This window comes from Agarivorans sp. OAG1 (assembly GCF_037076485.1).
In the GTDB taxonomy this organism is placed as follows: domain Bacteria; phylum Pseudomonadota; class Gammaproteobacteria; order Enterobacterales; family Celerinatantimonadaceae; genus Agarivorans; species Agarivorans albus.
Map to the genome: position 1 here is coordinate 4,327,867 of NZ_AP028990.1, position 26,511 is coordinate 4,354,377.

Here is a 26,511-nt window from a genome sequence, read left to right on the forward strand (position 1 = left end):
ATTTGCTCCCTCATTATCTCTATCAAATTATGTTCTACGACCAAATATCGATATGGCTTGATACTGCGCTAAGCGGATGTTCAAAATTCGGCCTAAGGCCAAAACTACTCGCATTTATTTCATCAGTTAAATTTATTTAGCAGAGATTATGTGAACGCTCACACTAGTGGGTGATTTAGTTAACGCTTATAAAAAAACAGAACAGCTTAGCGGGATCAAAAAAGCCCCAAGTAAACTTGAGGCTTTCAATCAGATTTAATCGAGAGGAACTTAGATGCGACTACGACGACGCGACACGATGACTAAAGCTAAGCCCAAAATAAATAGCATAAAGCTTGAGCTTTCGCTTACCACTGCGGGTACTTGCGGGGGAGTCCAATCAAAACCATGGCTATGAAACTCTCTGCCACCTGTATAACTCTTGGCAGCTACACTTCCGTCAAATACTGCACCACCTGTAATATCAGCGTCTAAGGCTAGCACCGAACCTACAGTTGCTAAGTTATTGAAGTTGATTGATTCCGCTTCATAGAAGTTCCACAAAATATTCTCTGCGCCAAGGTTACCTAAACCCGCATCAATGGCAAAGCCGTTCCCGGTAAGGTTTACCCCACCAGCAATATCTACAATGCTACCAGATACGTTAATGATCACTGTTTCAGCTAAACCAGCATCTAAAGACAAAGAATTGTTTTGAGCGAAGATACTAGAAAAATCAACATCAAACACCGCCACGCTATCGCTACCGGCGTAGGACAAATGGCTGCCACTTAGTACTGCGTTACTGGTTAGGCCGGCGAAGTAAGCAGAGTCTGCTCTTAGCTCCGCTTCTACGGCAGCAAAAGTAGCCTGCATATCCAGTTGATTTTTAGCGCTGATGCTTTGAACTGCTGAGCCGCCACCGTTAAGGTTAACATTGCCATTTACATTGTAGCTGCCGCCATAACTTAAGCTGCCAGCATTAAGGTTAATATTGGTAGCGTTAACGTCACCCACAACAGTCACGGTGTCTTTATTAATAACCGTGGTTTCTCGGGTTGCAAAAGTAGGCGAATGACCTGAAGCATTTAGATTACCGCCAAGAAGAGTGCGACCTTCTACTTCTCCACCTTGGTAGTTGTAATCACCGGTAAGAATTAAGTTGTAGTCACTTAATACGCTGGCTTGAGAAGCAACAGACAAGGCCAATGAAAAGGTCACAAGCGTAAATCGACTTAACTTTGCAAAATACATAAAACATTTCCTACTACTACGGTAACGACCGAAAACTGATAACTATTTGACCAAGTTTATATTTTTCAAATACTTAGAAATACAAACTATTAAAACTGACAGCTTAGAAGCAGGAATTAGGCCAACTAACTAAAAGCGTTAATTTTCATGGCTTTATTCATGTGTATATATTATTAAACAATACAATAAGAGTTTAGTTGTAAAAAAATTCGACAAGATTGGAAAAGCAGTCTAGCGAGCAACGATACTCTGCTGGAAACCTTGCTTAAAGCTAGGCGAGAACTACGCTTAATATACGCTTTAGCTTTTTTACTCAGCTGTGTTTATTACCAATAGAGAGTTACCATTATTTATTTGTTCCGTACCCTTTTCTGTTTAAGCCTAGTGATAATCAGTAACCAGAGCGCTGCTGAAAGCATCACTATAGCCAGCGGTGAGCATCCACCCTTCACCTCTCAATACCGCGATGATGAAGGTTTAATAAATGCCATTGTTAAAGCCTCGTTTGCTGCCGTAGAAACAGAGGTGAATTTTCGTTATTTGCCCTGGCAACGCGCATTAAACTCCAGCCGAGTAGGTAGTTATGTAGCCACTTCTTATTGGGCGATTAAATCTGAACGTCAAGAGCATTTCTTTCACTCCGAGCCACTTTGGTACGGTGGAAGCGTATTAGTTAGCTTAAATTCAACTGGGGAGTTCACCAGCCTAGCCAGCTTAAAAGGCAAAGTCGTAGGCGCCGTGCGAGGTTACACCTATACCGAAGATTTTTGGCTAAATGGTGACAAAGGCCTATATGAAATCGAAGAGGTGAATTCAGACTTACAAAACCTAAAAAAGCTGTTTGCCAAACGCATCGATGCATTTTTAATTGATAGAGTCGCCGCAACTACCCTTATAAACCGTTACTTAAGTCCTCAACAGCGGGCAGTTTTGTGTATATCTAATAATGATGTAATGAGCAGTAGCGTGCATTTGCTCATATCGCGTAAAACTGAAGGCGCCGCTAAGCTGCTTAAATCATTTAATCGTGGTTTAGCAACAATAGTTAACAACGGCCAATACCAACAAATAGCCAATCGTTACCCAATGATCACCCATGGCTTCTTAAAATAGTCCTTTCTCTGTCAGCTGTCGCTAATGAGCAACAGCTTAAACCCTCATTCTCAGCCCTTAAATAATATGAGATTAAAATTGATTAAAAAAATCAATTAAAACAATTAATTACAACTTTACATATTGATAATTAATTGCTCAAATCCTCGCTGACAAAAAACATTATAAAAAGTTAATCAATTTAAATACTCAACGCTAAGTACAAACGTTACAGACCAGACGACTGGTTTATCACTGATAAAGATAAGCCTTCTTTGCACTTTGTTGATCAAACAAACACAAGGAAAATCCAGTGAAACAACATAAACACAAAGCGAGAAAGACCAAGGATTTAGTAGGCTTTTTATGCCTTGTCTTTTCTTTATTTGCCAATGCCGGAACAGGCAGCCAAGGCATCAACTTAAATCAATTGCTAGATAGCTTCAGCGCTCAGCCTGCCTCTATACAACTTACAGCGGTAAAAGGCGATGAATGTAATTTAACTTCTGAATGTAAAAGCCTTTATGGTGAAACCGCATATGACTGCGTTAACTCGCGCAGTAACCAAAGCTATTGTATGTGTGAAGACGGGATATGTGCCGATCTTCAGCCTACTGCGCCGTCAGAACCCGAATATGGCGACGAATGTGATACTACCGCCCAATGTAAAAACACCTACGGTAACATTGCCAACGACTGTGTAAATTCTCGCAGCAACCAAAGTTACTGCCAATGTGGCAGCGAAGTATGCCGGGAAATGGATAGTAACGGTGGTGACAATGGGGGCGACACTGGCGGTGACAATGGCGGTGACAATGGAGGCAACAATGGCGGTGACAACGGCGGCAGTACTCCTTCGGTAAACACCCAATACCAAGAGCTAAACGGCCTAATTGTTATTGAGGCTGAAAATACTCAGTCAGAGTTGGGCGAGTGGCAACAAAAATCTGATCTCGCTGGTTATACCGGTAACGGCTACTTAGAATTTAACGGCAATAGCTATATTTCAGGCCCGGTAAATTCACCTTTAGAGTATACCTTTACCGCAGCGCAAACCGGCACTTATCACCTACATATGTACGTGGCAAGAGAGACCATAGACAACCGCAGTGATGTAGCCAACGACGGTTATGTGCGACTAGATGGTAACTATGAAGCCGTTGCTGGCGAAGGTAATGCCACTAAAGACATTTTAAGCTCAGATACTAAGTTTTATGGTGGTGCCGATCAGCAGTTTGTGTGGGCATCAGGTAAACGTTTAGATAAAAACCACGCTAAGCATAATGCGATATACAATCTGAAAGCAGGTGAAGAATATACCTTTACTCTGTCGGGGCGTTCTAAGTTTTTTAAAGTAGACCGCATCGTTTTTCGTCATAGCTCTGTAGCTAATGGCGAAGCTCAAGATTTAGAACTGCCAGAAACGCTCGCAACTACCACAGCAAAAACCTGTGAAGTTAGCGACCAAAACCAACAATGGCATCGCGTAGAGCTTACCTGTAAAGGCTATTTTGCTGATGAAGGTAACGACGCTACCTTCACTAATCATCGTTTTAACGTGACCTTTAGCCAAGGCAATCAACGCTTCGTTGTACCTGGGCACTTTGCAGCCAACGGCAACGCAGCAGATTCTGGCGCTGGCCAAGGTGATGTTTGGCGCGCTTACTTTATGCCACCAAGCACGGGGGATTGGAACTACCAAGTATCTTTTCGCAAAGGTACTAATATCGCTGTAAGCGATCAGCTCAATGCTGGTCAGGCAATTGCTGATATTGATGGGCAACAAGGACAGTTCTCCGTTGCAGCGTCTACCGCCGATAGCCAAGACTTACGCAGCCAAGGTTTATTGCAACACTTAGACGGCGAACGTTACCAACGCTTTGCTGGTACAGGCAATATCTACATTGAAGCCGGCTTAGGTAGCCCAGAAAACCTATTAGGTTATGCTGACTTTGACAATACCGTAAAAGGCAGCGGCGGCTCTTGTAAGGGCATTTTGCACCAGTTTTCTGAGCATGAAAGTGACTGGCAAAGCGGTGACCCTAGTTGGGCCGGCGGCAAAGGCAAAGGCTTAATTGGCCTAGTTAATTACCTGGGTTCACGCAAGGTAAACAGCGCCTATATGATGCTTAACACGGTGAAAGGTGACGGTTGTGACGCTCATCCTTGGTTGGTTTACCAAGAAAATGGCAACAACAAACGCACCTTTGACGTAAGTAAGTTAGATCAATGGGAGCGCGTATTTGCACATATGACCAAGCAAGGTCTAATGCTGCATATGATGACTCAAGAAACTGAAAACGAAACCTTACTAAACAATGCCACTCTAGGTTTAGAGCGTAAGCTATATTACCGAGAGTTAATATCACGCTTTGCTCACCACCCTGCAGTTCAATGGAACCTGGGTGAAGAGCAAGATGCCACTTCAATTGCAGCGTTAAAATCTTACTCGGATTATATTCAAAATCTCGACCCTTATAATCATGGCATTACCCTACATACTTACCCAGGCCAACACGATCGTTACGATGATATGTTAGGTCACGCTAGCTTCGGCGGCCCAACCATTCAATATGGCAGCATTCCCGAGAATGCGAGCGCTACAGCCACGCGTAATTCGGTATATGGCGAAACGATTAGTTGGCTAAACAAATCCGCTGCTGCCGGTAAGCAATGGTACGTTACCTATACCGAAGCCTCGGGTAGCCATGCACCTAAACCTTATCAAGATGTAAGTTCTCGCCAGCGTATTTACTGGATGTGGGCAAGTGTTATGTCGGGCGGTGCGGGTTTCTCTTGGTACTTAAAAAATGATGGTACTCACGCTTATGACTTAGCGGTAGAAGACTTACGCGAGTTTGACCAACTATGGCAACAAACTGGCCATGTTAATTACTTCTTTAGCAATATCTTGCAACAGCAGTTGGGCTTAAACCTGCAAGATCTTCAAGTAGATAACGGTGCGACGTCAAGCACTAACGATTGGGTACTATCCGACCTACAACACAACTACATTGTTAACCTGCGTAACGGCGGAACTACCGATATTCAGCTAAACAATAACCACGTTTACCAAGTATATTGGTACAACCCTCGCAGTGGTGTATTAAGCAAAGGTTTAAGCCTGACCGGTGGTGCAAAACTCAACATTGGCACTGCGCCTAGCCAAACAAACCAAGACTGGGTTGTGCTTATTACAAACCGAGAGCTAAACGAAGATGGTCAAGGCGGTAATACACCGAACCTGCCGCCAACAAGCAAAATTAGCTTAGATATTAATAGCTTTGATATTTCACAAGTGAGCGGTTTTGTTCCAGCTTATAAAGACAATGCTAATAATGCGCTAGCGGTAAATGCAGGTGCCTATAAAGACAAGTACGCAGCGGCCCGCTATACCTTTAATAACGAAAGTGGAAACTACGATATTACCATTACTACATTGACTGAAAATGATGGTGAAAGCAGCTACCGCTTAGTGGTAAATGGCCAGCAATTAGCTGAGTACACTAATCCTAAATCAGCCAATAACTATCAAGCCACTAAACATACTTGGAGCAATATTTCTTTAACTCAAGGAGATGTGATTCAAATTGAGTTCAACTCCACGTCTAATGGTGAAGTAATCTCTAGCAACGGGCAGCCAGATTATGCTCGTGGGCGCTGGCGTTTACTTGAGCTAACAGCACAATAAAAACCAACAAGGGTTAGCTTAGCTAACCCTTTTTCATATCAACCTCAGCTAGCCTGCGCGCCAGTAAGTATTTACTCTTTTAATGTAAAAGCTAAACGGTCAATTTCTTGTCCGTTCACATGCAAAGCCACAAAGTGCTCACCAGGGTAGTATTTGCGAGTAGAGATAGCTTTGAAAGAATGGCTCTTTTCTATCGCAAACATCTCTCCTTTGTTTAAGCTAAGGTTCTTTAATTTAAAGACTTTGCTGGCGGTTTTACCGTTAGCTTTCATAAAGTGCACAGCGTAATCTAACACAAACTTTTGCTGCATTTGTTCAGCCCGCAGCGCTAACGCAAAAGTGAGTGAGTCACCCATTGTCACTTGCTGATCTAATACTGCAAATTCTTCAAGTTTTAGCTGAGGATCAGCGGTATAACCCAGTAATGGAAAGCTTTTAGGATGACCTTGTTTTACCAAACTACGCGTAGCATGTTTTATTAACCACTGTAGATCGGCATTTGCACCTTTTTGCCACACTTGGCAAAGATCCAAAACTAACTCTGGATGGTCTTTAGCGATGTCATTTAGATTATTTGCCACTGAACGACGAACATACAAACTACTATCATTTTTAAGCGCTTCGAGGATTGGTAAAATTGGTGCAGGATCCGCGATCAACTCTTTCAGTTGTGCTCCCCAAGGGAGGCGCGGCCTACAACCTTCGCTCGCTAAGCGTCGCAAGTGTTCATCATCACTGGTTGTCCAAGCAAGTAACTGCTCCCAACTTTGCTCAGGATACTTTTCAATGAATGGGCGAATAGCAAATTCCGCACTAAATAATGGGCTTAATGCAGCCAAAGCCTTAAAGGCCTGCTGAGGATGCTCTATTCCTGCCACTGCCACAAAATCGGTTACTGGCCAAATAGCAAAACCACGTAAGCTGTCGTCTGGGTCACCACGATCCCAATGCTCAGGAAGCGCAACCAGTATCTTAGCCGTTTCGGTGAAGTCTTCTGGCAGAGTTTGTTGTAATACCGCAATCAAATGCATAACCCGCTGCTTTAGCTCTAAGGCCTTCAAACCATCAAGAGCTAAATCAACAAATTGTTCACGGTCAAACTGCGGATAAACTGTCGCTATTCCTTGAGCAATACGTTGCACTGCGGGTTCGGCTAAACCATTTTTCATTAGTTCCACTCTATTCTCCCCAAGATTATTCTTCAGCAGGTATAAACGATTCTTCGTTGATTTCAATAAATCAGTAAGTATTTAAAACTAATTAACAAAACCACTATTGATACAAATCACAATTAAGGCGTAGCCAAGTATTTATATAAGATAGAAAAGAATACATTGAACAAAAAGTAACTCATCTCAAACTAGAAGGCTTTAAATGGAATTATTACCCTCTAAGCAAATGCTTACAATAGCGCTGCTATCTCTGTCGGTGATAGCTTGTGGCGGCGGTGGCTCGGCTAGCTCCCAATCGGATCAAGTAGAAGAACCGATACCAGAATTTCCTGAGATATTTGGCGAACAAAAATCAAAAAAAACCAGCGGCTTTATTTACCCAACCAACTCAATTTCAATGTATGACAGCAGTGTTTGTCGAAACTACGATGCTTACTATGAAACAGAAAACGTATTGGTATTTGGTAATAGCGGGACAAGTAAAGAGCTATTTGAACGCTTTGCCACTTGGACTGAATTTGGATTGCAGGAGCTGAAAAGGCAAATGGGGGTTGATTTAATTGCTTTTCAACAGCGTTACCCATTTAGTTTAGAAACATACTTAGTTGCTACAGATTACTTGTATGAACGCTTAAATGAAGGGGGTGGAGAAACACTGTTCATGCAAGTTACAGGCGATGAGCTCCCTACATTTTATCAAGACTTAACTACCGGCACTTCCAAACGTCATTATCTATATCAACAAATTCGCCATTTAAACCCAGAACAAATCAACAACTTAATTGCTTTAGTCCAAGCGCACTATTTGCCCAGTGAACTCTCCACCAGCTTTGGGCAAACCTTACCCGGAAAATCGTTGGTTTGCTTAAACACTGCCTTTAATAACAGTAACTTATGGGCAACAGGAAACTTAGTAGGCTATACAGCGAGAACCAACGACTCAAGACCTAGCTCAGCTTACATAGTTACACACGAACTTATGCATACTCTACAACACCAATACCTAACTTACTTAAGCCAAGTAGATCGTTGGTTTTTAGAAGGTAGTGCTGAGTATGCCATGGGCCATATTGCTAGCCCATCGAGCCACAACCAGCGTGACCCCTTAGACGATAAGTGGGAAAGCACATTAGGTGCGGTGGCCTACGGCCACTACAACATTGCAGTATCCTACTTAGAAGCAACGTCTCCGGGATTTATCATTAACGTGCTCAAACATATTGCAGATAACGGTGTGTATCATGTTGTTGATTACGCTGAATATCCTGAATATCAATACGACAGAATAAATCAACCTAACCCGGACTTTAGAAATGCTTTCAATGCTTATGCAAAACGCCCTGACGGAAGCGCCTTAACTTACCAAGATTTTGAAAGTGAGTACCACCAACTAATAGACCAATGGATAGCACAGACACCAAGTTCATTAATGCGGAAAAGTACACAAAAATTAGAACAAAAAGACTGGTTCGAATTACAACGGTAAACTGAGCGAAGTCAGCCCCTGGCTGACTTCTATTTTTACATTAAGGCACCAACCAGCGGGTTAGCGACGAGCGAGTCAGCAACCAACTCAACACAAAGGCGAGCCCCAAAGCAGCAGCGCTAATTACAACGAGCGCAATGCTAGAGTGGCCAAACCACTGATAAATGCCATAGTCGGGATTACGCACCGGAATTAAAAACAAAGGATGGACTAAATAAATCCCAAAGCTGTACTTAGAAATTGTTTTAATGAAAGGACGTGCTCCTTGAGGTATCCGCTCAGCATAAGCTTTTATCAATACAAATAAGCTCATGGCGATTACCGCAGTGTTCAAGCTTTTATAGCCCATAAATACGCTACTGTATTCCCCCTGCTGCCAAATATAAAAGGCACTGCCTAATACATTAAATGCCAGCATCGCTCCACCGGTTGCCAACCAAAACTTCAAGTGGGCTTGCTGGTCGTTATTAAACAAATACCATCCCATTACTAGGTAACCGCTATACAAAATAATGTTTTGGCGAAGTGGCGTTTCTACCTTAAGCCAGTGCATTAAAGTAAGCACTAACCAAGCCGCTAGTAGCAGCAAAATACGTTGTTTTTCCATCTTATAGAGTAAGGGAGCAAGCAAGGGAATCACGAAATAGAGAGGGATGAAGTCGTAAAAGAACCATAGGTGATACCAAGTATGCTCGTTAGGCGAATGCTCCAACAAAGTCGCGGTTGCCTCCCAAGACCAAGCCCCTTCTTGATAACCACCAACAAAGGCATAAATAACCGTCCAAGCTAAAAATGGTAAAAGCACCTTGGCAAGTCGCCTTGGTAAATAATGGGCTGCATTAAATGGCCGCTGATCCGACATCAGCAAAGCGCCACTAATCATGATAAAAATAGGCACTGCCCAGCGGCTAATAGCATTAAGAGAAATGGCTGGAAGCCACTCGTGCCAAGCCAGTTCGGGCACCAATTCGCGATAAGGGCCAAGTACGTGAATACCCACTACTGCTATGGCAGCGATAAAGCGTAAACACTCTATATAGAACAGCGACGGCTTAGCCACTTGATTATTAGCCATAGCAATATTAACCTTTTTATTATTAATGAGAAGACCAGCAGCAGTTTGGTTGCCTAAGCCTTACATTAACTTTACACTAAGATCTTGAATAAAGGCCAGTTTGCAAGGAGTGCAGGTGCCAATTTATAGCCCATGGAATGACAAACGAAAGTTTGTTTTCGGCTTATCTTTTATGCTGTTGTGTGCCTTTTGGCTAACCTCATGGTTAAGCTACCAAGTTGCACATAACTCACTAAGAGACCAAATTGAATCTAATCACCTGCCTTTAACTAGCGATACCGTTTATTCGGAAATTCAACGAGACTTATTACAACCAATCTTTATTTCATCTTTGATGGCGCAAGATACTTTTGTTCGTGATTGGGCGATTTCCGGCGAAAAAGACGCCCAGCCAATCATTCGTTATCTGGATAACATTCAACAGCGCTACCAAACCATTACTAGCTTTTTTGTCTCTAGCCACAGTGGCCGTTATTATCACCCCTCTGGCATCATCAAGACCATATCCAGTGATGAACCAGATGATGCTTGGTTTTATCGCGTCAGCCAATTACCGCCTTCCCAAGAGTACGAAATCAACATCGATTACGACACCGCAGACCAAAGCAGAACCACGGTCTTTGTTAACTACAAGGTATTCGATTTTGAAGAAAAGTTGATTGGCGTAACCGGAGTTGGGCTTAACATCGAGTTTGTAAAAGAGCTTATTCAAGTCTACCAAACACGCTATCAACGCAGCGTTTATTTCATCGATGCCTTAGGCAATGTCACCTTAAGTGGAGCTAACTTCCAAGGCCCCCGCAATATTAGTTTGCGTAAAGGTTTAGCCTCTCAAGCGGCTTCGTTGCTTAGCGCGGCCAAAAACAGCTATCGCTTTAGCGAAGACGGTCAACAACACTATTTGAATGCTCGCTATATCCCAGAGTTTAACTGGTACCTAATTGTTGAACAGCAAGATGTGCCAGCGATTCAAGATCTAAAACACACGCTTTGGATAAACTTAAGCATTAGCCTGTTAGTTACGGTTTGCATGTTAATTGTGGCTAACTTTACCCTAGGCCGCTATCAACGCCGCTTAGAAACGCTGGCATCCACCGACAAATTAACCGGTATCTATAATCGTCAAACCTTTGAAGGTCGCTTAGAGCAAGTTATAGATATTCAACACCGGGCCAATAGCCCCTGTTCCATCATCATTTTCGACATCGACCACTTTAAGCAAGTAAACGATAAGTATGGCCACTTAGTCGGTGATAAAGCCTTAAAAAAAGTGGCCGAAATAACCCGCCAATATATACGCCAATCAGACATATTATGCCGTTGGGGCGGTGAAGAATTTATTGTTTTACTGCCTAACTGCGATGCGTTAGCGGCACTAGAAGTAGCTGAAAAGATTCGTTTAGGCGTGAATCAAAGCGAACTCGATATTGATGGCAACTTACTTACCATGAGCATTAGCTGTGGCATTGCCCAAATAAAAACCCATGAGATCCTTGCCAGCCTATTGGTCGATCGCGCCGATAAAGCGATGTATCGCGCCAAGCAAAATGGCCGAAATAGAAGTGTATTGGCGGAATAAAGCTTACCCGCTAAATAAGCTATTTAGCGGGTAGTTGAATCTATTATTTAGCTTTTGGTGGGTAGTTTTCTAACATCAATGCTACTTGTTTATTGATGAACTCAGCGCGACTTTCTGGCCCCATGGTCTCACGCAGCTGGCTTTGTGAAATTGAGCGCCACACCAAGGCATTAGTTGCGGGGTCAAAAAACTCTACAACTAACTTACCGTACTTACGTTCTTTATAGCGATCAGGCGAGCTTACGCCAATTGCGCCGTGTTTGCGGCCTACGCCCACTGAGAACGAACCACCGTAGGATTCTAACTCCGTTGCTATATCGACCCGGTAGTCGACCAGCATATCGGCTTCTTCAACCGCTACCGCAGGTATACCTTTAGCCTGCAATTGGGCGGTTAATTCACGTTCAATTCGTTGACCATCAATAGTTGCCACTGCATCTTCTGGCATTGGCACAAAGGCAAAATCTTTGAATTGAGAGAAGTCTTGATCAACATTGTAATCTAGTGCTGGTTTTACCGTGCATGCGGCGGCCATAAATGACAAACACGCAATCGCAAAAATTCGAAACATAGTTCACTCCAAGTGCTTATAAGCACAAATTTCAATACCTTAAATCTAACACAAGTACGCCAATTTACCCCACCCATTATTGCTGTGACTAGGAGCTGTTGATCTTTGGTGTTGAAATTTTGTTCGAGATAAGCGGGCTTTAATCGCGGCGAGCACTTAGAAGCCTAGTGGGCTAAGCAAGAAGTGCTTAACAAAGAGTAAAGTTCGCTTATCCGAACCCTTCGGGCAGCATTTCTTAGCCATTTATTCAGCGTTAGCGAGTGATTATTAAGCCCACTTAACTGCACACTCACTGCCTTGCCTAAATGGCTAATTAATTGCTGTAAAAACCATCAGCAAAGATCAACAGACCCTAATGCTTAACCAAGTACCAAGGCTTTGCTATAATCGCCACCGTTATTTTTATAGTGGTTTATCATGTCTCAATTTGAACAACGCTTTGGCGGCATTGCGCGCCTTTATGGTCGCTCGGCGCTCAACACCTTCCAACAATCTCACGTATGTGTAATTGGCATTGGTGGCGTTGGCTCGTGGGCAGCAGAAGCTTTAGCTAGAAGTGGCATTGGTAAAATCACCCTGATAGATCTCGATGACATCTGCACCACGAATACCAATCGTCAGATCCATGCTATTGCTAACACTGTTGGTCAGTCAAAAACCGAGGTAATGCGTCAGCGTATTTTGCAGATCAACCCAGAGTGCCAATGCCTAGAAATTGAAGATTTTGTCACTAAAGATAACCTTAGCGAATACATCACCAAAGACTTTGACTATGTGATTGATGCCATTGATAGCGTAAAAGCTAAATCAGCCTTAATTGCGTACTGTAAACGCAACAAAATCAAACTCATAACGGTAGGTGGTGCAGGCGGGCAAATAGATCCTACGCAAATCCAAATTACAGATTTGGCCAAAACCATTCAAGATCCTCTAGCAGCTAAAGTCCGCAACGAGCTGCGTAGATTCTACAACTTCAGCAAAAACCCAAAACGTAAGTTTGGGGTAGATTGCGTATATTCTACCGAGCAACTCATTTACCCAAGCAGTGATGGTGAAACCTGTATGGCTAAACCCGATGCGGGCGGTACTATGCGTATGGATTGCAGCAGTGGCTTTGGTGCGGTCACTCACCTCACCGCGAGTTTTGCCTTTGCAGCCGTGTCTCGAGTGCTGAAAAAACTCGCCGTTAAAAGTAACTAAAGCGTCTAATAAATATTCACTAAGCCTTAAAAAAATAAAGGATTACCTCGTTTTTTGAGCTTGCTGTTCTATGCTTAATTCAATAGCAAAGGAGAGCAAAAATGTCTTGGGATAAAACCAGCCTACGCTTCAAAATACTGTCGGTTCTTGTTGCTTCGTTAGTGCTGCTTATGGCGGTAGCCATATACACTGCGCTGCACCTAAGAGAAACCGCAAACAGCTTTGATAAACTCACCCACAATGAAGTACATCTTGAAGAAGTGGCTCTGCTGTCCCACATCGCCTTTAAAACTCAGATCCAAGAATGGAAAAACGTGCTTCTGCGTGGTCACGACCCAGAGCAAAATAAAAAGTATTGGGATCGCTTCCAAGATAAGCAAAAAGAGGTTCAGCAACAGGTTGGCAAACTGGTCACAGAGCTAAGACAAGCCAACTACCCAGAACTGGCAAAACTTGCAGAAGAATTTTTAGCTTCACATAAACAACTCGGCACCGCTTACGCTAAAGGCAAAGCCGAATATGAAGCAGCAGGCTTTGATTTTAAAGTTGGTGATAAAGCGGTAAAAGGCATTGATAGGGCCCCCTCTAAATCCATGGCGCAGCTTAGCGACCAACTTAAATCGATAACCGCCGAGCAGGTCGAACTAAACACTGTGCGCGCCCACCAGGTGAGTAATATCAGCTTCATCATCATTGGTATTAGTGGCCTACTAGTGATTCTTGTTAGCTTCTTATTTATGGAGCGCCAATGCATTACGCCCATTAACTCTCTAGTAGAAGACATAGATGTGCTAGCCAATGGCAAACTCAATATTACCGTGCAGCTAGAGCGTGGCGATGAGTTAGGCAAGCTGGCCAATGCCACCCGCAAATTGCAGCAGTTTTTACTCAGCACCGTGTCTGATTTAAGCCAATCGGGTGAACAACTGCATAACTCATCTAACATGTTAAACAACATGTCAGAAGATCTCGCGAAAGGAACTCACCAACAACGTGAAAGCTCTGATTTAGTGGCCACTGCCATTCAGGAGATGTCGCACTCGGCCAACGAGGTATCGCAAAATGCAGCCAATACCGCCGATACCACCCACAATACCGACTTAACCGCACACAATGGCGCCGAAGCGATGAAGCAGGTTATCACCAGCATCAATACTCAAGTTGCTGATATTAGCCATGCTGGAGAAGTGGTTAAAGATTTAGCCGCCGATACCAATAATGTTGGCGCAGTATTGGATGTGATTAAAGGCATTGCCGAACAAACTAACTTGCTGGCGTTAAATGCCGCGATTGAGGCAGCGCGTGCCGGTGAACAAGGCCGAGGCTTTGCTGTGGTAGCTGATGAAGTAAGAACTTTGGCGCAAAAAACCCAACAAAGTACTAGCGAAATTCAAAACATTCTCGAGAAGATCCAAGGTGGCGCTAACAATGCAGTAACAGCCATGGAGCAAAGCCAAAGCCGAACCGACGAAGTTGTAGAACAAGTAGAAACAGCAGAAAGCCTGCTATCAGAAATTGTTACCTCTATTGGCAGCATTAATGAAATGAACTTACACATTGCCTCTGCCGCAAAAGAGCAAACCACTGTTGCTGGCGAGATTGCTTCACTGATCGAGCGCATTGCCGATGTTGCCGCGCAAAACTCTCAGCAAGTGGATGAGTCTAATCAAATTAGTGCTCAGCTTAATCAATTAGCCGATGACTTTAATCAGCAACTTAAACGCTTTGTTTATTAAGCCATTTGTATCGCGATTATAAAAAAGCCCAAGCAATTGCTTGGGCTTTTTACTAGCTACAGTATTGGCTTAGTCGGCTACCGTATCACCTACCAAGTGATCAACACTAGGAACAGGTTTATGGTTTGCACCTAGGTAAGAGTAAATCACTGGTAATACAAACAATGTAAATATTGTACCAATAGATAGACCCGCACAAATAACCATACCAATATCAAAGCGTGCTGCTGCACCTGGACCAACAGCGAGTAGCAATGGTACCAAGCCCGCAACCATAGAGATGGTGGTCATCAAAATTGCACGCAAACGAATTCGGGCAGCATGACGAATCGCGGTGATCTTATCTTCACCTTTCAAGATTTGACGCTCTTTAGCCACTTCACACATCAAAATACCGTGTTTGGTAATCAAACCGACTAAGGTAATCATACCAATCTGGGTATAAATATTGAGTGAGGCTAAGCCCCAGCCCATCATCAGCAAGGCACCACAAATCGCTAGCGGTACCGACACCATAATCACAATTGGGTCGCGTATGCTTTCAAACTGCGCAGCCAATACCAAGAAGATAATCGCCAAGGCTAAACCAAAGGTGGCATACAAGGCCGAACCTTCTTGCACAAACTGACGAGATTCACCTTTGTACTCAAAGCCATAACCCTTAGGTAAAATCTCAGCAGATTTTTGCTCTAAGAACTTAAGCGCATCACCCATAGTTTGGCCTGGCATTAAAGCACCGTTTAAGGTTACCGAGTTGGTTTGGTTCATTTGCAATAGCGAACTTGGCTGGCCGGTTAAATCCCATTCAATCAAGTTAACCAAGGGTACCGGGCTACCATCAACGGTTTTCACATAGAACTGACCAATTGCCTCAGGGCTTAAACGGTCTTCGCGCTTAACCTGAGGAATCACCTCGTAAGAGCGACCATCATAGTTAATATGGTTGATGTAACCATCGCCCATTAAAGTGCCTAATGTGCTGGCAATGTCTGCCATTTTCACCCCATAGGCACCGGCTTTATCACGGTTAACTTTAATGTCTAAGGTTGCCGTTTGGAACTTGGTGTCTAAGTCGGTAAATACAAAGTAACCACTTTGCATAGCAGCTTGTTGTAGCTCCTGCGCTAGGCTCACCAAAGTGCGGTAATCACCGGTACCTTGCAATACAAACTGCACCGGGAAACCACCACTTGCACCGGGCAGAACTGGCAAGGGGAATGAAGCGACCGATACACCAGCGATGTCGGCGGTTTCGGCTTGAATAGCTTTAACCAGCTCATCTTGGCTCATGGTGCGATCTTCCCACAAAGTGGTGTTCAAGAAACCTAAACCCTGGGTCGCACTAGGTATACCCGCTAAGGTAAATGCGCTGGCAATATCGTCTAAGGCCATGCCGCGCCGACCCACTTCGGTGGTGTATTGATCCATGTAGTCAATGTTTGCCCCAGCCGGACCATTCGCCATAATCATTGCAGCGCCTTTATCTTCGGCAGGTGCAAGTTCAGTAGGAATAATCTTCAGTAGCGGGTACAAAGAGCCCATCACAATAATGGCGAAAATCACCACCACAGGGCGGTACTTTAATACCCCGCCAACAAGTTTGTCGTAGCCGCTATCTAAACTATCTAAGAATTTATGAACGCCTACTTCAAAACGGCCCGGATTAGGGTTGTGTTTAAGCAGTACCGAACACATCACTGGCGATAAGGTTAAGGCAACAAAACCCGATACCACAACCGCGCCCGCAAGGGTAAGGGCAAACTCGGCAAACAATACGCCGGTTAACCCTTCGACCATGGCGATCGGCGAGTACACTGCTGCTAAGGTAATGGTCATCGAAATTACCGGCAAGGCAATTTCGCGGGTACCAACAATGGCAGCATCAAAGGGTTTCATCCCTTGGCGAATATGCCGGTCAACGTTTTCCACCACTACAATGGCATCGTCCACCACCAAACCAATTGCCAGCACCATCGCCAACAAGGTTAATAGGTTTAGCGAGAAACCTAAGGCTTGCATCGCCAAACACACACCAATCAGTGATAGCGGAATCGCGATAACTGGAATGAGTACTGCACGCAAGTTACCCATGAACAAGAAAATCACAACCACAACAATAATGGTGGCTTCCACAATGGTGGTAAGTACTTCATTAATCGATGATTCAATGTATTCCGTTGAATCATAAAGTACTTGCATGCCCATGCTATCTGGAAGGTTAGCTTCCAAGTCGGGTAGCATTTCCGTAATCAACTTGGCAACGGTTAGCGGGTTGGCAGTAGGCGTTGGGTCAATGGCTACCACAACCGCGGTTTGTGCATCGGCTTTCGCTCGCACAGTTTCACGTGCTGCATCCAGCTCCAGCTCAGCCACATCGTTTAAGCGCACAATGCCACTCTCGCTGCGCGCAACAATCAACTGCTCAAACTCGGCACGGGTTTTAAGATCGGTATCAGCTTCTACGTTGTAGAGGAAGAAACGGCTTTTAGCTTGACCCGGTGCCGACCTAAAGTTGTTGTTTTGCAGAGCGTTAACCACTTCTGCAGCGGTAAGTTTATGGTTCGCCAGTTTTACTGGGTCTAACCATACACGCATCGACAACTGAGGCCCGTAAACATTGGCCTTGGCAACGCCCGTTACTGTAACCATTTGCGGCTGCACGTTACGGTTTACATAATCCACAATTTGCGCCGCTTTTAGCTCATCACTGCTAAAGGCAATGTACATAATCGAAGTACTAGAACCGGTTGAGCGCGAAATGTTGGGATCTAAGGCTTCACTGGGTAACCGCGCACGTACTGCGTTTACTTTAGCCATAATCTCCGACAGTGCGGCATCTGGGTCGGCACCTGTTTTCATGTAAGCAGTAATGGTACTGCTGCCCATAGAAGAGTTAGATTCCAAGAAATCTAAGTTATCCGCCTCAGCAATCGACTGCTGCAATGGCTGGGTAATAAAACCCTGAATAACTTCTGCAGGCGCACCATAATAAGCGGTGCTCACAGTAATAACCGTGTTGGTTAGCTCTGGATACTCGCGAATTTGCAGCTTAAATACTGATTGAATACCAATAATCAGCAGCAGCAAACTTAAAGACAGCGCTAATATCGGTCGCCGAATAAAAATATCGGTAAATCTCATGACCTACGCTCCTAATCTTTTGGCAAGTTTTGGTCGCGTTGTACGAAGCTATCTTCAACAATACGAACCACAGCCCCGTTACGTAAACGCACTTGACCAGAAACTACAACTTGCTCGCCGGCGTTCACGCCTTTATCGATTACAGCAACATCGCCGCGACGTTCACCCACCGTTACTGAACGTTGCTTAGCAATTAAGGTTTCGCTGCCGTCGTCTGCGGTTTCACTTTCTAGCACGTAAATAGATTCACCGTATAAGGAAAACGAAATAGCCTGCTGTGGCACCACAATTTGATTAGGCTGCACCGCTTGCCAAATACGTACACTGGCGTACATGCCAGAACGTAAAAGCCCTTCAGCATTAGGAATGGTCGCCTGTACCTGAATTACACCACTTTGTGGGTCAACGGTAGGTTCAATGGTAGTGATTTTGCCTTTAAACCACTGCGCAGGATAAGCATCAGAGTTAAGTTCAATCTCGGTACCAACATTGATTAGCGATATGTCTTTTTGCGGCACAATAAAGCGCAGCAACATATGATCGAGGTTCTCTAAACGAGCAATGTCGTCACCCGCTTGCAAGTATTGACCAAGGTTGATTTGGCGAATGCCCATTACACCGTTAAACGGAGCGCGAATATCACGGCGCTCAATAGTGGCTTTAAGTGCTTCAATATCACTGACCAAAGCAAGGTAGTTAGCTTCCGAGTCGTCAAACTGGGTTTGCGAAACCGAACCACGATCCAGCAAGGTTTTATTGCGCTCCATTTGGCGCTTAACCGCTGGAAGCTTGGCCTTAGCACTAGCCAGGTTGGCTTTTTCAACGTCAGCTTCTAGGCTCACCAATAGTTCACCCGCTTTTACTGTGTCACCCGAAGTAAAGTGAATTTTAGTCACCAATCCAGCCACTGAGCTACTAATATTCACACCTTGGTAGGGCTCAATAAATCCAATTGATTCAATTGCTGGCTGCCAGTCTTCTGCATTAGCTGTAGCCACTTCCACAGGCATTTCTGGCACCGGACGATTAGCCATAAATTCGGCAATCATCTTTTGTTTGAATAGGTAAAAACCAAACACGCTACCAAACAGAATCACTGTTATGACTAGCATGATTGCCATCCATTTTTTCATTTCCCACTCCAATCACTAAGGGTGTATGGTAATAGCATCCCAGCTAGCTAAAAGCGCGGCATCCATGTCTTGCTTTGTAAAATTCGCTTCTCGAAGTTGAGAAAAGCGACAAATTTCGAGTATTTGGCCAAAGGCCAAGGCGTATAACATTTCGCCTGGTAAAGGTTTAAAGCAGCCTTGTTCGACACCACGGCTAAAAAAAAGTTTTACCGGTTTAAATAATTCCTGGATAAGCGCTTTGTGACGAGCATTTTTAGGCAGGGTCTCTAAATGGACCCACAAGCGTTGCACATTCACATTTTCTTGATGGTAGTGTAGTGCATTTAGCCACAAACGACTGTGGCACTCTTGTAAGCTCTGTGCCGTATTGACATCTGCCAAAAAGGCCTCGGCAAACAAACGCAAATTACGCTCATGAAGCTCCGCCATCAACTCGTCTTTATCTTTAAAATACAAATAGATGGTACCGGTAGCTACTTTTGCCTGCTTGGCCACGCGGTGAATAGACACAGCCTCAAGCCCTGATTTGTTAATCAGCGCCTCAGCAGCCATCAATATACGTACGCGTTTATCGGAAATCATAAAAATGAACATTTGTTCAGTATTTTTCGCGATTATATTCCTCATCAAAAAACAATCAATGAATAATTGTTCATTTTACGAATTCTTACCTTTGTTAAAGAATATGAAAGCGTTAAAGCGGCGTAGATCAGCCCTCTCTGATCGGCTAAAATGCACGGCCCGTTTAGAAGGAAAGCTCCGTGAAGTTAAATCCCGCACAAGATAAAGCCGTTAGTTATGTATCTGGCCCCTGCTTAGTATTAGCAGGCGCAGGCAGTGGTAAAACACGGGTTATTACCAACAAAATTGCTCATTTGATTCAAAACTGTGGCTATAAGGCAAAAAACATTGCCGCGGTAACCTTCACCAACAAAGCCGCCCGCGAGATGAAAGAACGTGTCGGCCAAACCATGGGGCGCAAAGAATCTCGGGGATTACGGGTATGTACCTTCCATACCTTGGGTTTAGACATTATTCGTCGTGAATACCGCAGCCTAAAGCTAAAACCTAACTTCTCGTTATTTGATGACCAAGACCAAATGGCCTTGCTTAAAGAGCTCACCGAAAAACAACTCGAAGGCGACAAAGACTTATTAAAGCAACTACTAAGCTGCATCTCTAACTGGAAAAATGATCTGGTGCTACCGGCGCAAGCGGTGGCAAGAGCAACCGGCCAAAGCCAGCAAGAGCAATTGTTTGCCCACATGTACGAAGCCTATCAGCGTCAGCTTACCGCCTATAACGCACTAGACTTTGATGACCTAATTTTAATGCCTACACTACTGCTCACACACGACGCAGCAGTACGTAAACGTTGGCAAGATACCATTCAATACCTATTGGTAGATGAGTATCAAGATACCAATACCAGCCAGTATCAGCTGGTAAAATTAATTACTCAGGAACGCGCCTGCTTCACCGTGGTTGGTGACGATGACCAGAGCATTTACTCTTGGCGTGGAGCGCAGCCTAAAAACCTGATGCAGCTGCAAAAAGATTTCCCTGCTTTAGAAGTGATCATGCTAGAGCAAAACTATCGCTCAACCCAGCGGATATTAAAGTGCGCCAACATCCTTATCGAAAACAATGAGCATATTTTCGAGAAATCTCTGTTCTCCGAGTTAGCCTACGGTGAACCGCTTAAGATTCTCTTTGCGAAAACCGAAGAACAAGAATCTGAGCGCGTAGTGGCCGAGTTAATTGGTCACCGCTTTATGAATAACGCCAATTACCAAGACTACGCCATTTTATACCGCGGCAATCACCAGTCCCGGCTGCTCGAAAAAACCTTAATGAACAACCGTGTTCCCTATAAAATTAGTGGCGGCACCTCGTTTTTTGCCCGTGCCGAAATCAAAGACATCATGGCCTATCTACGGGTATTGGTGAACCAAGACGATGACAACGCCTTACTGCGTATCATCAATACGCCACGTCGCGAAATTGGCCCAACTACCTTAGAAAAAGTGGGTACCTACGCCAACGAGCAACAAATCAGCTTATTTGCAGCAACTACCCACATAGCCATGACCAGCATTTTGCCCACCCGAGCACTTAATGCAGTGAATGAGTTTAGTCAGTGGTTATTGGCATTAGCCGAGCGTGTTGAGCGAGGAGATGCTCAGCAAGCTGTACGCGACATGATCCGTGATATTCACTACGAAGACTTCCTTTACGAAACCAGCCCCAGCCCTAAAGCTGCAGAAATGCGCATGAAGAATGTCTCAGAGCTATTTCGCTGGGTAAGTGGCATGCTCGAAGGTGATAACGACAACGAGCCAATGACCTTGCCACAAGTGGTTAATCGGCTGATTTTACGCGACATGATGGAACGTGGCGAAGAAGACGAAGAAAGCGATCAGGTTCAATTAATGACCTTGCATGCATCAAAAGGTTTGGAGTTTCCTTACGTCTACCTCATCGGTATGGAAGAAGGTTTATTGCCGCACCAAAGCAGCATTGATGAAGACAATGTAGAAGAAGAACGTCGCCTGGCTTATGTTGGGATTACTCGGGCCCAGCGCGAACTCACTTTCACCTTAACTAAAGAGCGTCGCCAGTTTGGCGAGCTAATCAAACCAGAACCAAGCCGGTTTTTATACGAACTGCCACAAAACGATTTAGTGTGGGAGCAACGCCGTAAAAAGGAAACCGCTGAAGAACGCCAAGAAAAAGGCAACAAAGGCATTGCTGCGTTGCGAGCCGCGCTCAACAAAAACAACAGCTAAATTTCACCATTCTTAGTTAATTAACATCATTTGGTCATATTTAAGATCAACGATCTTAAATGTGATCCTGCGCTAATTACCTTCTAAAGGCACAACATATTTGTGACCGAAACGGTTTTCATCCCATAAAAGCGCCTTACTCCAAGGTTTTATGAGAATAAACTCACAAAAAAGTAATCAAGGATGGAGAGTACTGATGAATGCATTAGTTGAACAACGTCAACAAGCTCAACTGCATTTTCAACAAGGTGAGCAGAATATTATAGTGGGTGATGCCGCTGCCTGCCCCTTGCCGCCAGAACAATTGGCTGCGCTAGACGCAGACTCTCCCTACGTAGTAGAAGTATTCGAAGGTGGTTTAACCGCTGTTGTATATCATTTGTGTATTAATGGCCGCCATTACAACCTCAAGAAACGTCGCGCTCAAGCCTTAGTGCACAATGTGGATGGTGAAACCTCTTTCCTCAACGAAGTACAACGCCGCCGAGATATCCAAGCGCTTAAAGACAAACCAAGCACAGCTAAAGCCTACCAACATATCGTAACCACCTTGTATGCCAACTATCGCCTTGGTTTTATGTTGTCACCTTGGATTGAAGGCAAACCATTATGTAGCTTTAGCCGCGAGATTTTTAGGCAGATCTTCGACACCCAATTTGCTCTAGAACAAGCAGGTTTAATGGAGTGGGATTTATCTCCTGGCAACATTATTTACGACGGCCGACAAATCCACTTGTTCGACTTTGGTTACATGTATCCTTACGATCCATTAGAGCACTTTAATAGTGATGGCTTAGCAGCACCCGATTTTCACGCAGTAGAGCGCTTAGAAACGCGCAATGTATTTGGTTACCTGCTGCGCTATCAAGACGTAATGACCGCTGCAGACCAACTCGCGATTTATCGTGAGCTAAAAGAAGCTGCCTTAGATGTTTATACCCAAAAGCTCATTTGGCTAAAACAAAACTATGCTCAGCCTGCAATTATCCAATGGCAAACAGAAATTATTGAACGCTGGGAATATGCGTTAGACAACGAGCGTTCACTGAAAAATCTATTTATTGCTGAAAGCTTCCGCTCCCACTGTTTAGACATTGCTGACGACATTAGTGGCAAGAGCTGCACCCCAATGACCTTAAAGCGCATCGACAAAGTCATCACCATGGCTGCCACTGTTTATTTACAGCTTCAAAACAACGGCGCGCTGTTGTTTGACAACGCAGAGCTCGAACAGGTCGACCTAATCAAAAAATACCAAGATTACCGTCAACTAGCGGCCCAGTACCAACAGAAATAAATCCTACAATTCAAACCGTTAAGCTTTATTTACAAAGGCATCAACTTATCTTGATGCCTTTGTGATGACAGGCTCACATTTCTGTACATTTTTTATCCTCCCTTTATGTTTTTTCTCTAACATTGCTATAGCCATGGCCAGCAGAATGATCTGCGCTGTGGTCGAACAACTATAACAATGAATAAAAACCACTAGCGTTGAGCGAATTTACAAAATTTTCGCCATAACCGGGTGGTTAAAAATACAGCAAGAAAAACAGTATAAGGAAAGGATCCATGAACAAGTTAACAATCGCTCTCGCGGGGGCGACGTTGCTGTCTGCGCCTGTGGCAGCCGAATGGAACTTTAGGGGTACGCCAAACCAATGGCAATCCACTCCCCTTGCGGTAGTTTCAGGAACCGAATACACCACTTGCCAAAGTTTTGGTAGCAATGACCCACGCTTTAAAATCGATCGCTTTGGCGACTGGAACGAAGCCTACCCTAGCGCCGATGTGCGGGTTGATGCTAACAAAAGCTATAACATTAGTTTTTTTAGCGACAGCAAAAATATAAGCACTACAGAAGTTGCAAGCTGTGGAGAGATAGAGCCACCAGATGATAGCTGGTTCTATCGCGGTACTTCCAATGGTTGGGCTTCCACAGCCATGACCAGCAGCGATAACCTAAACTTTTGTACTACCCAGAGTTTTGCTAACGATAACCCACGTTTCAAAATCGACCATTATGGCGATTGGAACGAAGCTTACCCAACAGCAGACTTTATAGTAACTGGCAATGCTAGCTACCAGATTTGTTTTAACGCCGATTCAAAACAAATCACTGCAACGCCAACCACCACAGAAGATACTCAAGCTCCTACAGTAAGCGCCAATCCTGCAGCGGGTTCTTACACCCAAGCTCAGCAAATCAGCTTAACTGTTAGCGATAATCAAGACAGTGCGCCCAATATCTACTGCACTACCGATGGCTCAATACCTACTCAAGCTTCACCGCTATGTAACAATGCAAGCTTTACTGCTAGCGATGTCGTGGCCAGCGGCGTTGATTTAAGCCTAAAAGTACTTGCGGTTGATGAAAGCGGTAACTCCGCAGTGAGTAGTTTTGATTACACCATTAGCGACGCCCCAGCAGATACTTGGTACTTCCGCGGCACACCTAATGGTTGGCAAACCACTGCAATGACCACAAGCGATGGCAACAACTATTGCACCACTCAAAGTTTTGGCAGCAATAACCCTCGCTTTAAAGTGGATCACTTTGGCGATTGGACCGAAAATTATCCAAGCGCTGATGTAACGGTTAATCCAGATACCACTTATGATATTTGTTTTGATGCCAGCAGCAAACAAATCACCACAACAGAGATTGAAGGTGAAGACACCAAAGCCCCTGTGGTTAGCGCATCTCCATCAGGCGGCCGTTACGCCACCGCGCAACAAATTAGCTTAAGTGTTAGCGACAACCAAGATCCAGCGCCTAAGCTTTATTGCACCACCGACGGCAGCATACCCACTGCTGCACTCAGTCAATGCAACCAACAGAGCTTTACCGCTGAAGATATCCTAGTTGATGGGATTGATTTGGTATTAAAAGTATTGGCTGTAGATGCCAGTGGTAATCAAGGCGTAACCACCTTTAACTACACCATCGACCCTAACATCACCAGCAGCGGCGACTTCCGTGAAGAAAATGTTTACTTCATCATGACCGACCGTTTTGCAGATGGTGATACGAGCAACAACAACATTTGGGGTGACGAGTACTTACCCAATGGTGAAGCCGATAAGTACAACACGAATACCAGCAAAACCGGTCCTTTGTCTTACTACCATGGTGGTGATTTCCAAGGCATTATCGACAACCTCGATTACATCCAAGACATGGGCTTTACCGCCATTTGGATTACCCCAGTGGTTAAACAGCCTGAAGGCCGCCGCTTTAACGCCAACGACGACTACGAGGCTTCGGCTTTCCACGGTTACTGGGGTTACGACTTCGATAAAATCGACCCACATCTACACTCTTTAGGTAAAGATAATGATGGCTGGGCAGATTTTGACGCCTTAGTGGATGCATTGCATTCGCGCGGCATGAAGATCATGCTCGACATCGTGGTAAACCACGGTCAGCCTGGCCAATCGGTAGTAGGCTCGAAGAGTAAATGGGCCGACCGAGCGCTAGAGATTAAAATGGATGGCCAAACTTGGAATTGGAAAACCAATGACCCTTACATGGATGGCGCTAAAAATGGCTTCTTTAGCTACGCCAGTACTGGGAATACCTGGTTGATCGACTTGCTCGATTTTAACGAACATGGTGACGATGACCAAAACGCGACTAAACATCTAATCAACGTGTATAAGCGCTTTATCGACCATGGCGTAGATGCTTTCCGTATTGATACGGTATCGTACATGACTGCCGATTTCTGGGAACGATTCACCCTAGAAATGGATGCTCATGCTCGTAGTTTAGGTAATGACAACTTCTACATGGCGGGCGAAGCGTGGACAGGTGATCGCAAGTCGGCGGTTGATCTAATCTACAACGGCCAAGGCAAAAAATTCCACATGTTGGACTTACATGGTTCTTCCATGGACTTCCCTGGTTGGATGGGCAAAGCCTTTAGAGGTGAAGCGGGGTTTGACGACGGCAATGGCTACGCCCGTATTGCTGGTGCCGATGGCGATGCCTCTGGCATTTACGACCCAACCTATCTAGCTACCTTTGTAGATAACCACGATGTTACCCGAGCTAACGGTGTATTGAGTGAAACGCAGTACCTCAATAACTTAAACTTTATCTACTTGTTCCGTGGCCTGCCGGTAGTGTTCTACGGCACCGAGGTGCTGTATTCAAGCTGGCCACACTACATTACCACCACTGAAAAAGATGATGTAGTAGCACGTTGGATGCTGGGTTCAGAAGGAATTAACTACGCCAAAACCAACCAGCCAACGCTCTATAAGCATTTAAAAATGCTAAATAGCCTGCGCAGCTCCTCTGAAGCCATTCAAAAAGGTCAGCAAATCGACCTATTGCTAGATGGCGATCATGCAGCATTTGCTCGTGATAATGGGGCAGCTGTAGCTTACGTAGCTCTCACTAAAGGCAGTGGCTTTAGCTACACCTTTAATAACATGGCTAATGGTAGCTATCGTTTAATAACGCCAAATACCAACGCCGCCAGCTACAACGAGCAAATCATTACTGTGAGCGGCGGCAGCCATTCAGTAACGGTGCCAGCAAATAGCTTTGTGATTTTAGACAAACTATAAATCTCAATATTCCCACCTAGCCATTTTGCTCTGTG

General features: G+C 44.5%; 16 protein-coding genes. 9 read left to right on the top strand and 7 right to left on the bottom strand.

Annotated elements, in window-relative coordinates; genetic code table 11:
• Nucleotides 1–270: 270 nt before the first annotated feature.
• Nucleotides 271–1,233, bottom strand: coding sequence for a choice-of-anchor A family protein (locus tag OAG1_RS19680; RefSeq protein WP_338622435.1), 963 nt, complete (start codon nt 1,231–1,233; stop codon nt 271–273).
• 354 nt (nt 1,234–1,587) lie between these two features.
• Between OAG1_RS19680 and OAG1_RS19685 the strand changes: the two genes are divergently transcribed.
• Nucleotides 1,588–2,346, top strand: coding sequence for a transporter substrate-binding domain-containing protein (locus OAG1_RS19685; protein WP_338622436.1), 759 nt, complete (start codon nt 1,588–1,590; stop codon nt 2,344–2,346).
• Between the two features lie 292 nt (nt 2,347–2,638).
• Complete coding sequence (locus tag OAG1_RS19690) at nt 2,639–6,016, top strand: DUF5060 domain-containing protein (RefSeq protein ID WP_338622437.1); 3,378 nt, start codon at nt 2,639–2,641, stop codon at nt 6,014–6,016.
• A gap of 71 nt (nt 6,017–6,087) precedes the next feature.
• Here OAG1_RS19690 and OAG1_RS19695 read toward each other — a convergent pair whose 3' ends face one another.
• On the bottom strand, nt 6,088–7,185 hold the full coding sequence (locus OAG1_RS19695) for a DNA alkylation repair protein (protein ID WP_338626448.1): 1,098 nt from the start codon (nt 7,183–7,185) through the stop codon (nt 6,088–6,090).
• A gap of 205 nt (nt 7,186–7,390) precedes the next feature.
• On the opposite strand from OAG1_RS19695, the gene OAG1_RS19700 reads away from it, so the two are divergent.
• On the top strand, nt 7,391–8,674 hold the full coding sequence (locus OAG1_RS19700) for a hypothetical protein (RefSeq protein ID WP_338622438.1): 1,284 nt from the start codon (nt 7,391–7,393) through the stop codon (nt 8,672–8,674).
• A 40-nt stretch (nt 8,675–8,714) separates the two neighbouring features.
• Here the strand turns inward: OAG1_RS19700 and OAG1_RS19705 are convergent, their stop codons facing one another.
• Nucleotides 8,715–9,749, bottom strand: coding sequence for an acyltransferase family protein (locus tag OAG1_RS19705; RefSeq protein WP_338622439.1), 1,035 nt, complete (start codon nt 9,747–9,749; stop codon nt 8,715–8,717).
• A 172-nt stretch (nt 9,750–9,921) separates the two neighbouring features.
• Here OAG1_RS19705 and OAG1_RS19710 point away from each other — a divergent pair, with 172 nt between their 5' ends.
• Nucleotides 9,922–11,328 carry a sensor domain-containing diguanylate cyclase gene (locus OAG1_RS19710; RefSeq protein ID WP_338626449.1) on the top strand — a complete coding sequence of 469 codons (1,407 nt, stop codon included), beginning with the start codon at nt 9,922–9,924 and terminating at the stop codon, nt 11,326–11,328.
• A gap of 43 nt (nt 11,329–11,371) precedes the next feature.
• Here the strand turns inward: OAG1_RS19710 and OAG1_RS19715 are convergent, their stop codons facing one another.
• Nucleotides 11,372–11,899 carry a DUF4136 domain-containing protein gene (locus tag OAG1_RS19715; RefSeq protein WP_016401941.1) on the bottom strand — a complete coding sequence of 176 codons (528 nt, stop codon included), beginning with the start codon at nt 11,897–11,899 and terminating at the stop codon, nt 11,372–11,374.
• A 417-nt stretch (nt 11,900–12,316) separates the two neighbouring features.
• Between OAG1_RS19715 and tcdA the strand changes: the two genes are divergently transcribed.
• Nucleotides 12,317–13,099 (top strand): tRNA cyclic N6-threonylcarbamoyladenosine(37) synthase TcdA, encoded by a 783-nt coding sequence (gene tcdA, locus OAG1_RS19720; RefSeq protein ID WP_338622440.1) that lies wholly within the window; start codon nt 12,317–12,319, stop codon nt 13,097–13,099.
• Between the two features lie 101 nt (nt 13,100–13,200).
• Entirely contained in the window at nt 13,201–14,835 is a 1,635-nt protein-coding gene (locus OAG1_RS19725) for a methyl-accepting chemotaxis protein (RefSeq protein WP_338622441.1), read from the top strand.
• Between the two features lie 69 nt (nt 14,836–14,904).
• Here the strand turns inward: OAG1_RS19725 and OAG1_RS19730 are convergent, their stop codons facing one another.
• From OAG1_RS19730 to OAG1_RS19740, 3 genes are read right to left on the bottom strand one after another with little or no spacing between them, the layout of a single operon-like run.
• Nucleotides 14,905–17,976, bottom strand: a complete 3,072-nt coding sequence (locus tag OAG1_RS19730; protein ID WP_016401944.1) for an efflux RND transporter permease subunit — start codon at nt 17,974–17,976, stop codon at nt 14,905–14,907.
• 11 nt (nt 17,977–17,987) lie between these two features.
• Nucleotides 17,988–19,109, bottom strand: coding sequence for an efflux RND transporter periplasmic adaptor subunit (locus tag OAG1_RS19735; protein WP_016401945.1), 1,122 nt, complete (start codon nt 19,107–19,109; stop codon nt 17,988–17,990).
• A 15-nt stretch (nt 19,110–19,124) separates the two neighbouring features.
• A complete protein-coding gene (locus OAG1_RS19740) occupies nt 19,125–19,691 on the bottom strand; it encodes a TetR/AcrR family transcriptional regulator (protein WP_194164145.1) in 567 nt (188 codons plus the stop codon).
• 179 nt (nt 19,692–19,870) lie between these two features.
• Between OAG1_RS19740 and rep the strand changes: the two genes are divergently transcribed.
• From rep to OAG1_RS19755, 3 genes are all read left to right on the top strand, one after another.
• A complete protein-coding gene (gene rep, locus OAG1_RS19745; RefSeq protein ID WP_016401947.1) occupies nt 19,871–21,898 on the top strand; it encodes a DNA helicase Rep in 2,028 nt (675 codons plus the stop codon).
• A 196-nt stretch (nt 21,899–22,094) separates the two neighbouring features.
• A complete protein-coding gene (locus OAG1_RS19750) occupies nt 22,095–23,195 on the top strand; it encodes a hypothetical protein (RefSeq protein ID WP_016401948.1) in 1,101 nt (366 codons plus the stop codon).
• Nucleotides 23,196–23,470: 275 nt separating this feature from the next.
• Nucleotides 23,471–26,476: an alpha-amylase family glycosyl hydrolase gene (locus tag OAG1_RS19755; RefSeq protein ID WP_338622442.1), complete on the top strand. Its 3,006-nt coding sequence runs from the start codon at nt 23,471–23,473 to the stop codon at nt 26,474–26,476.
• The last annotated feature ends 35 nt before the right edge of the window (nt 26,477–26,511 follow it).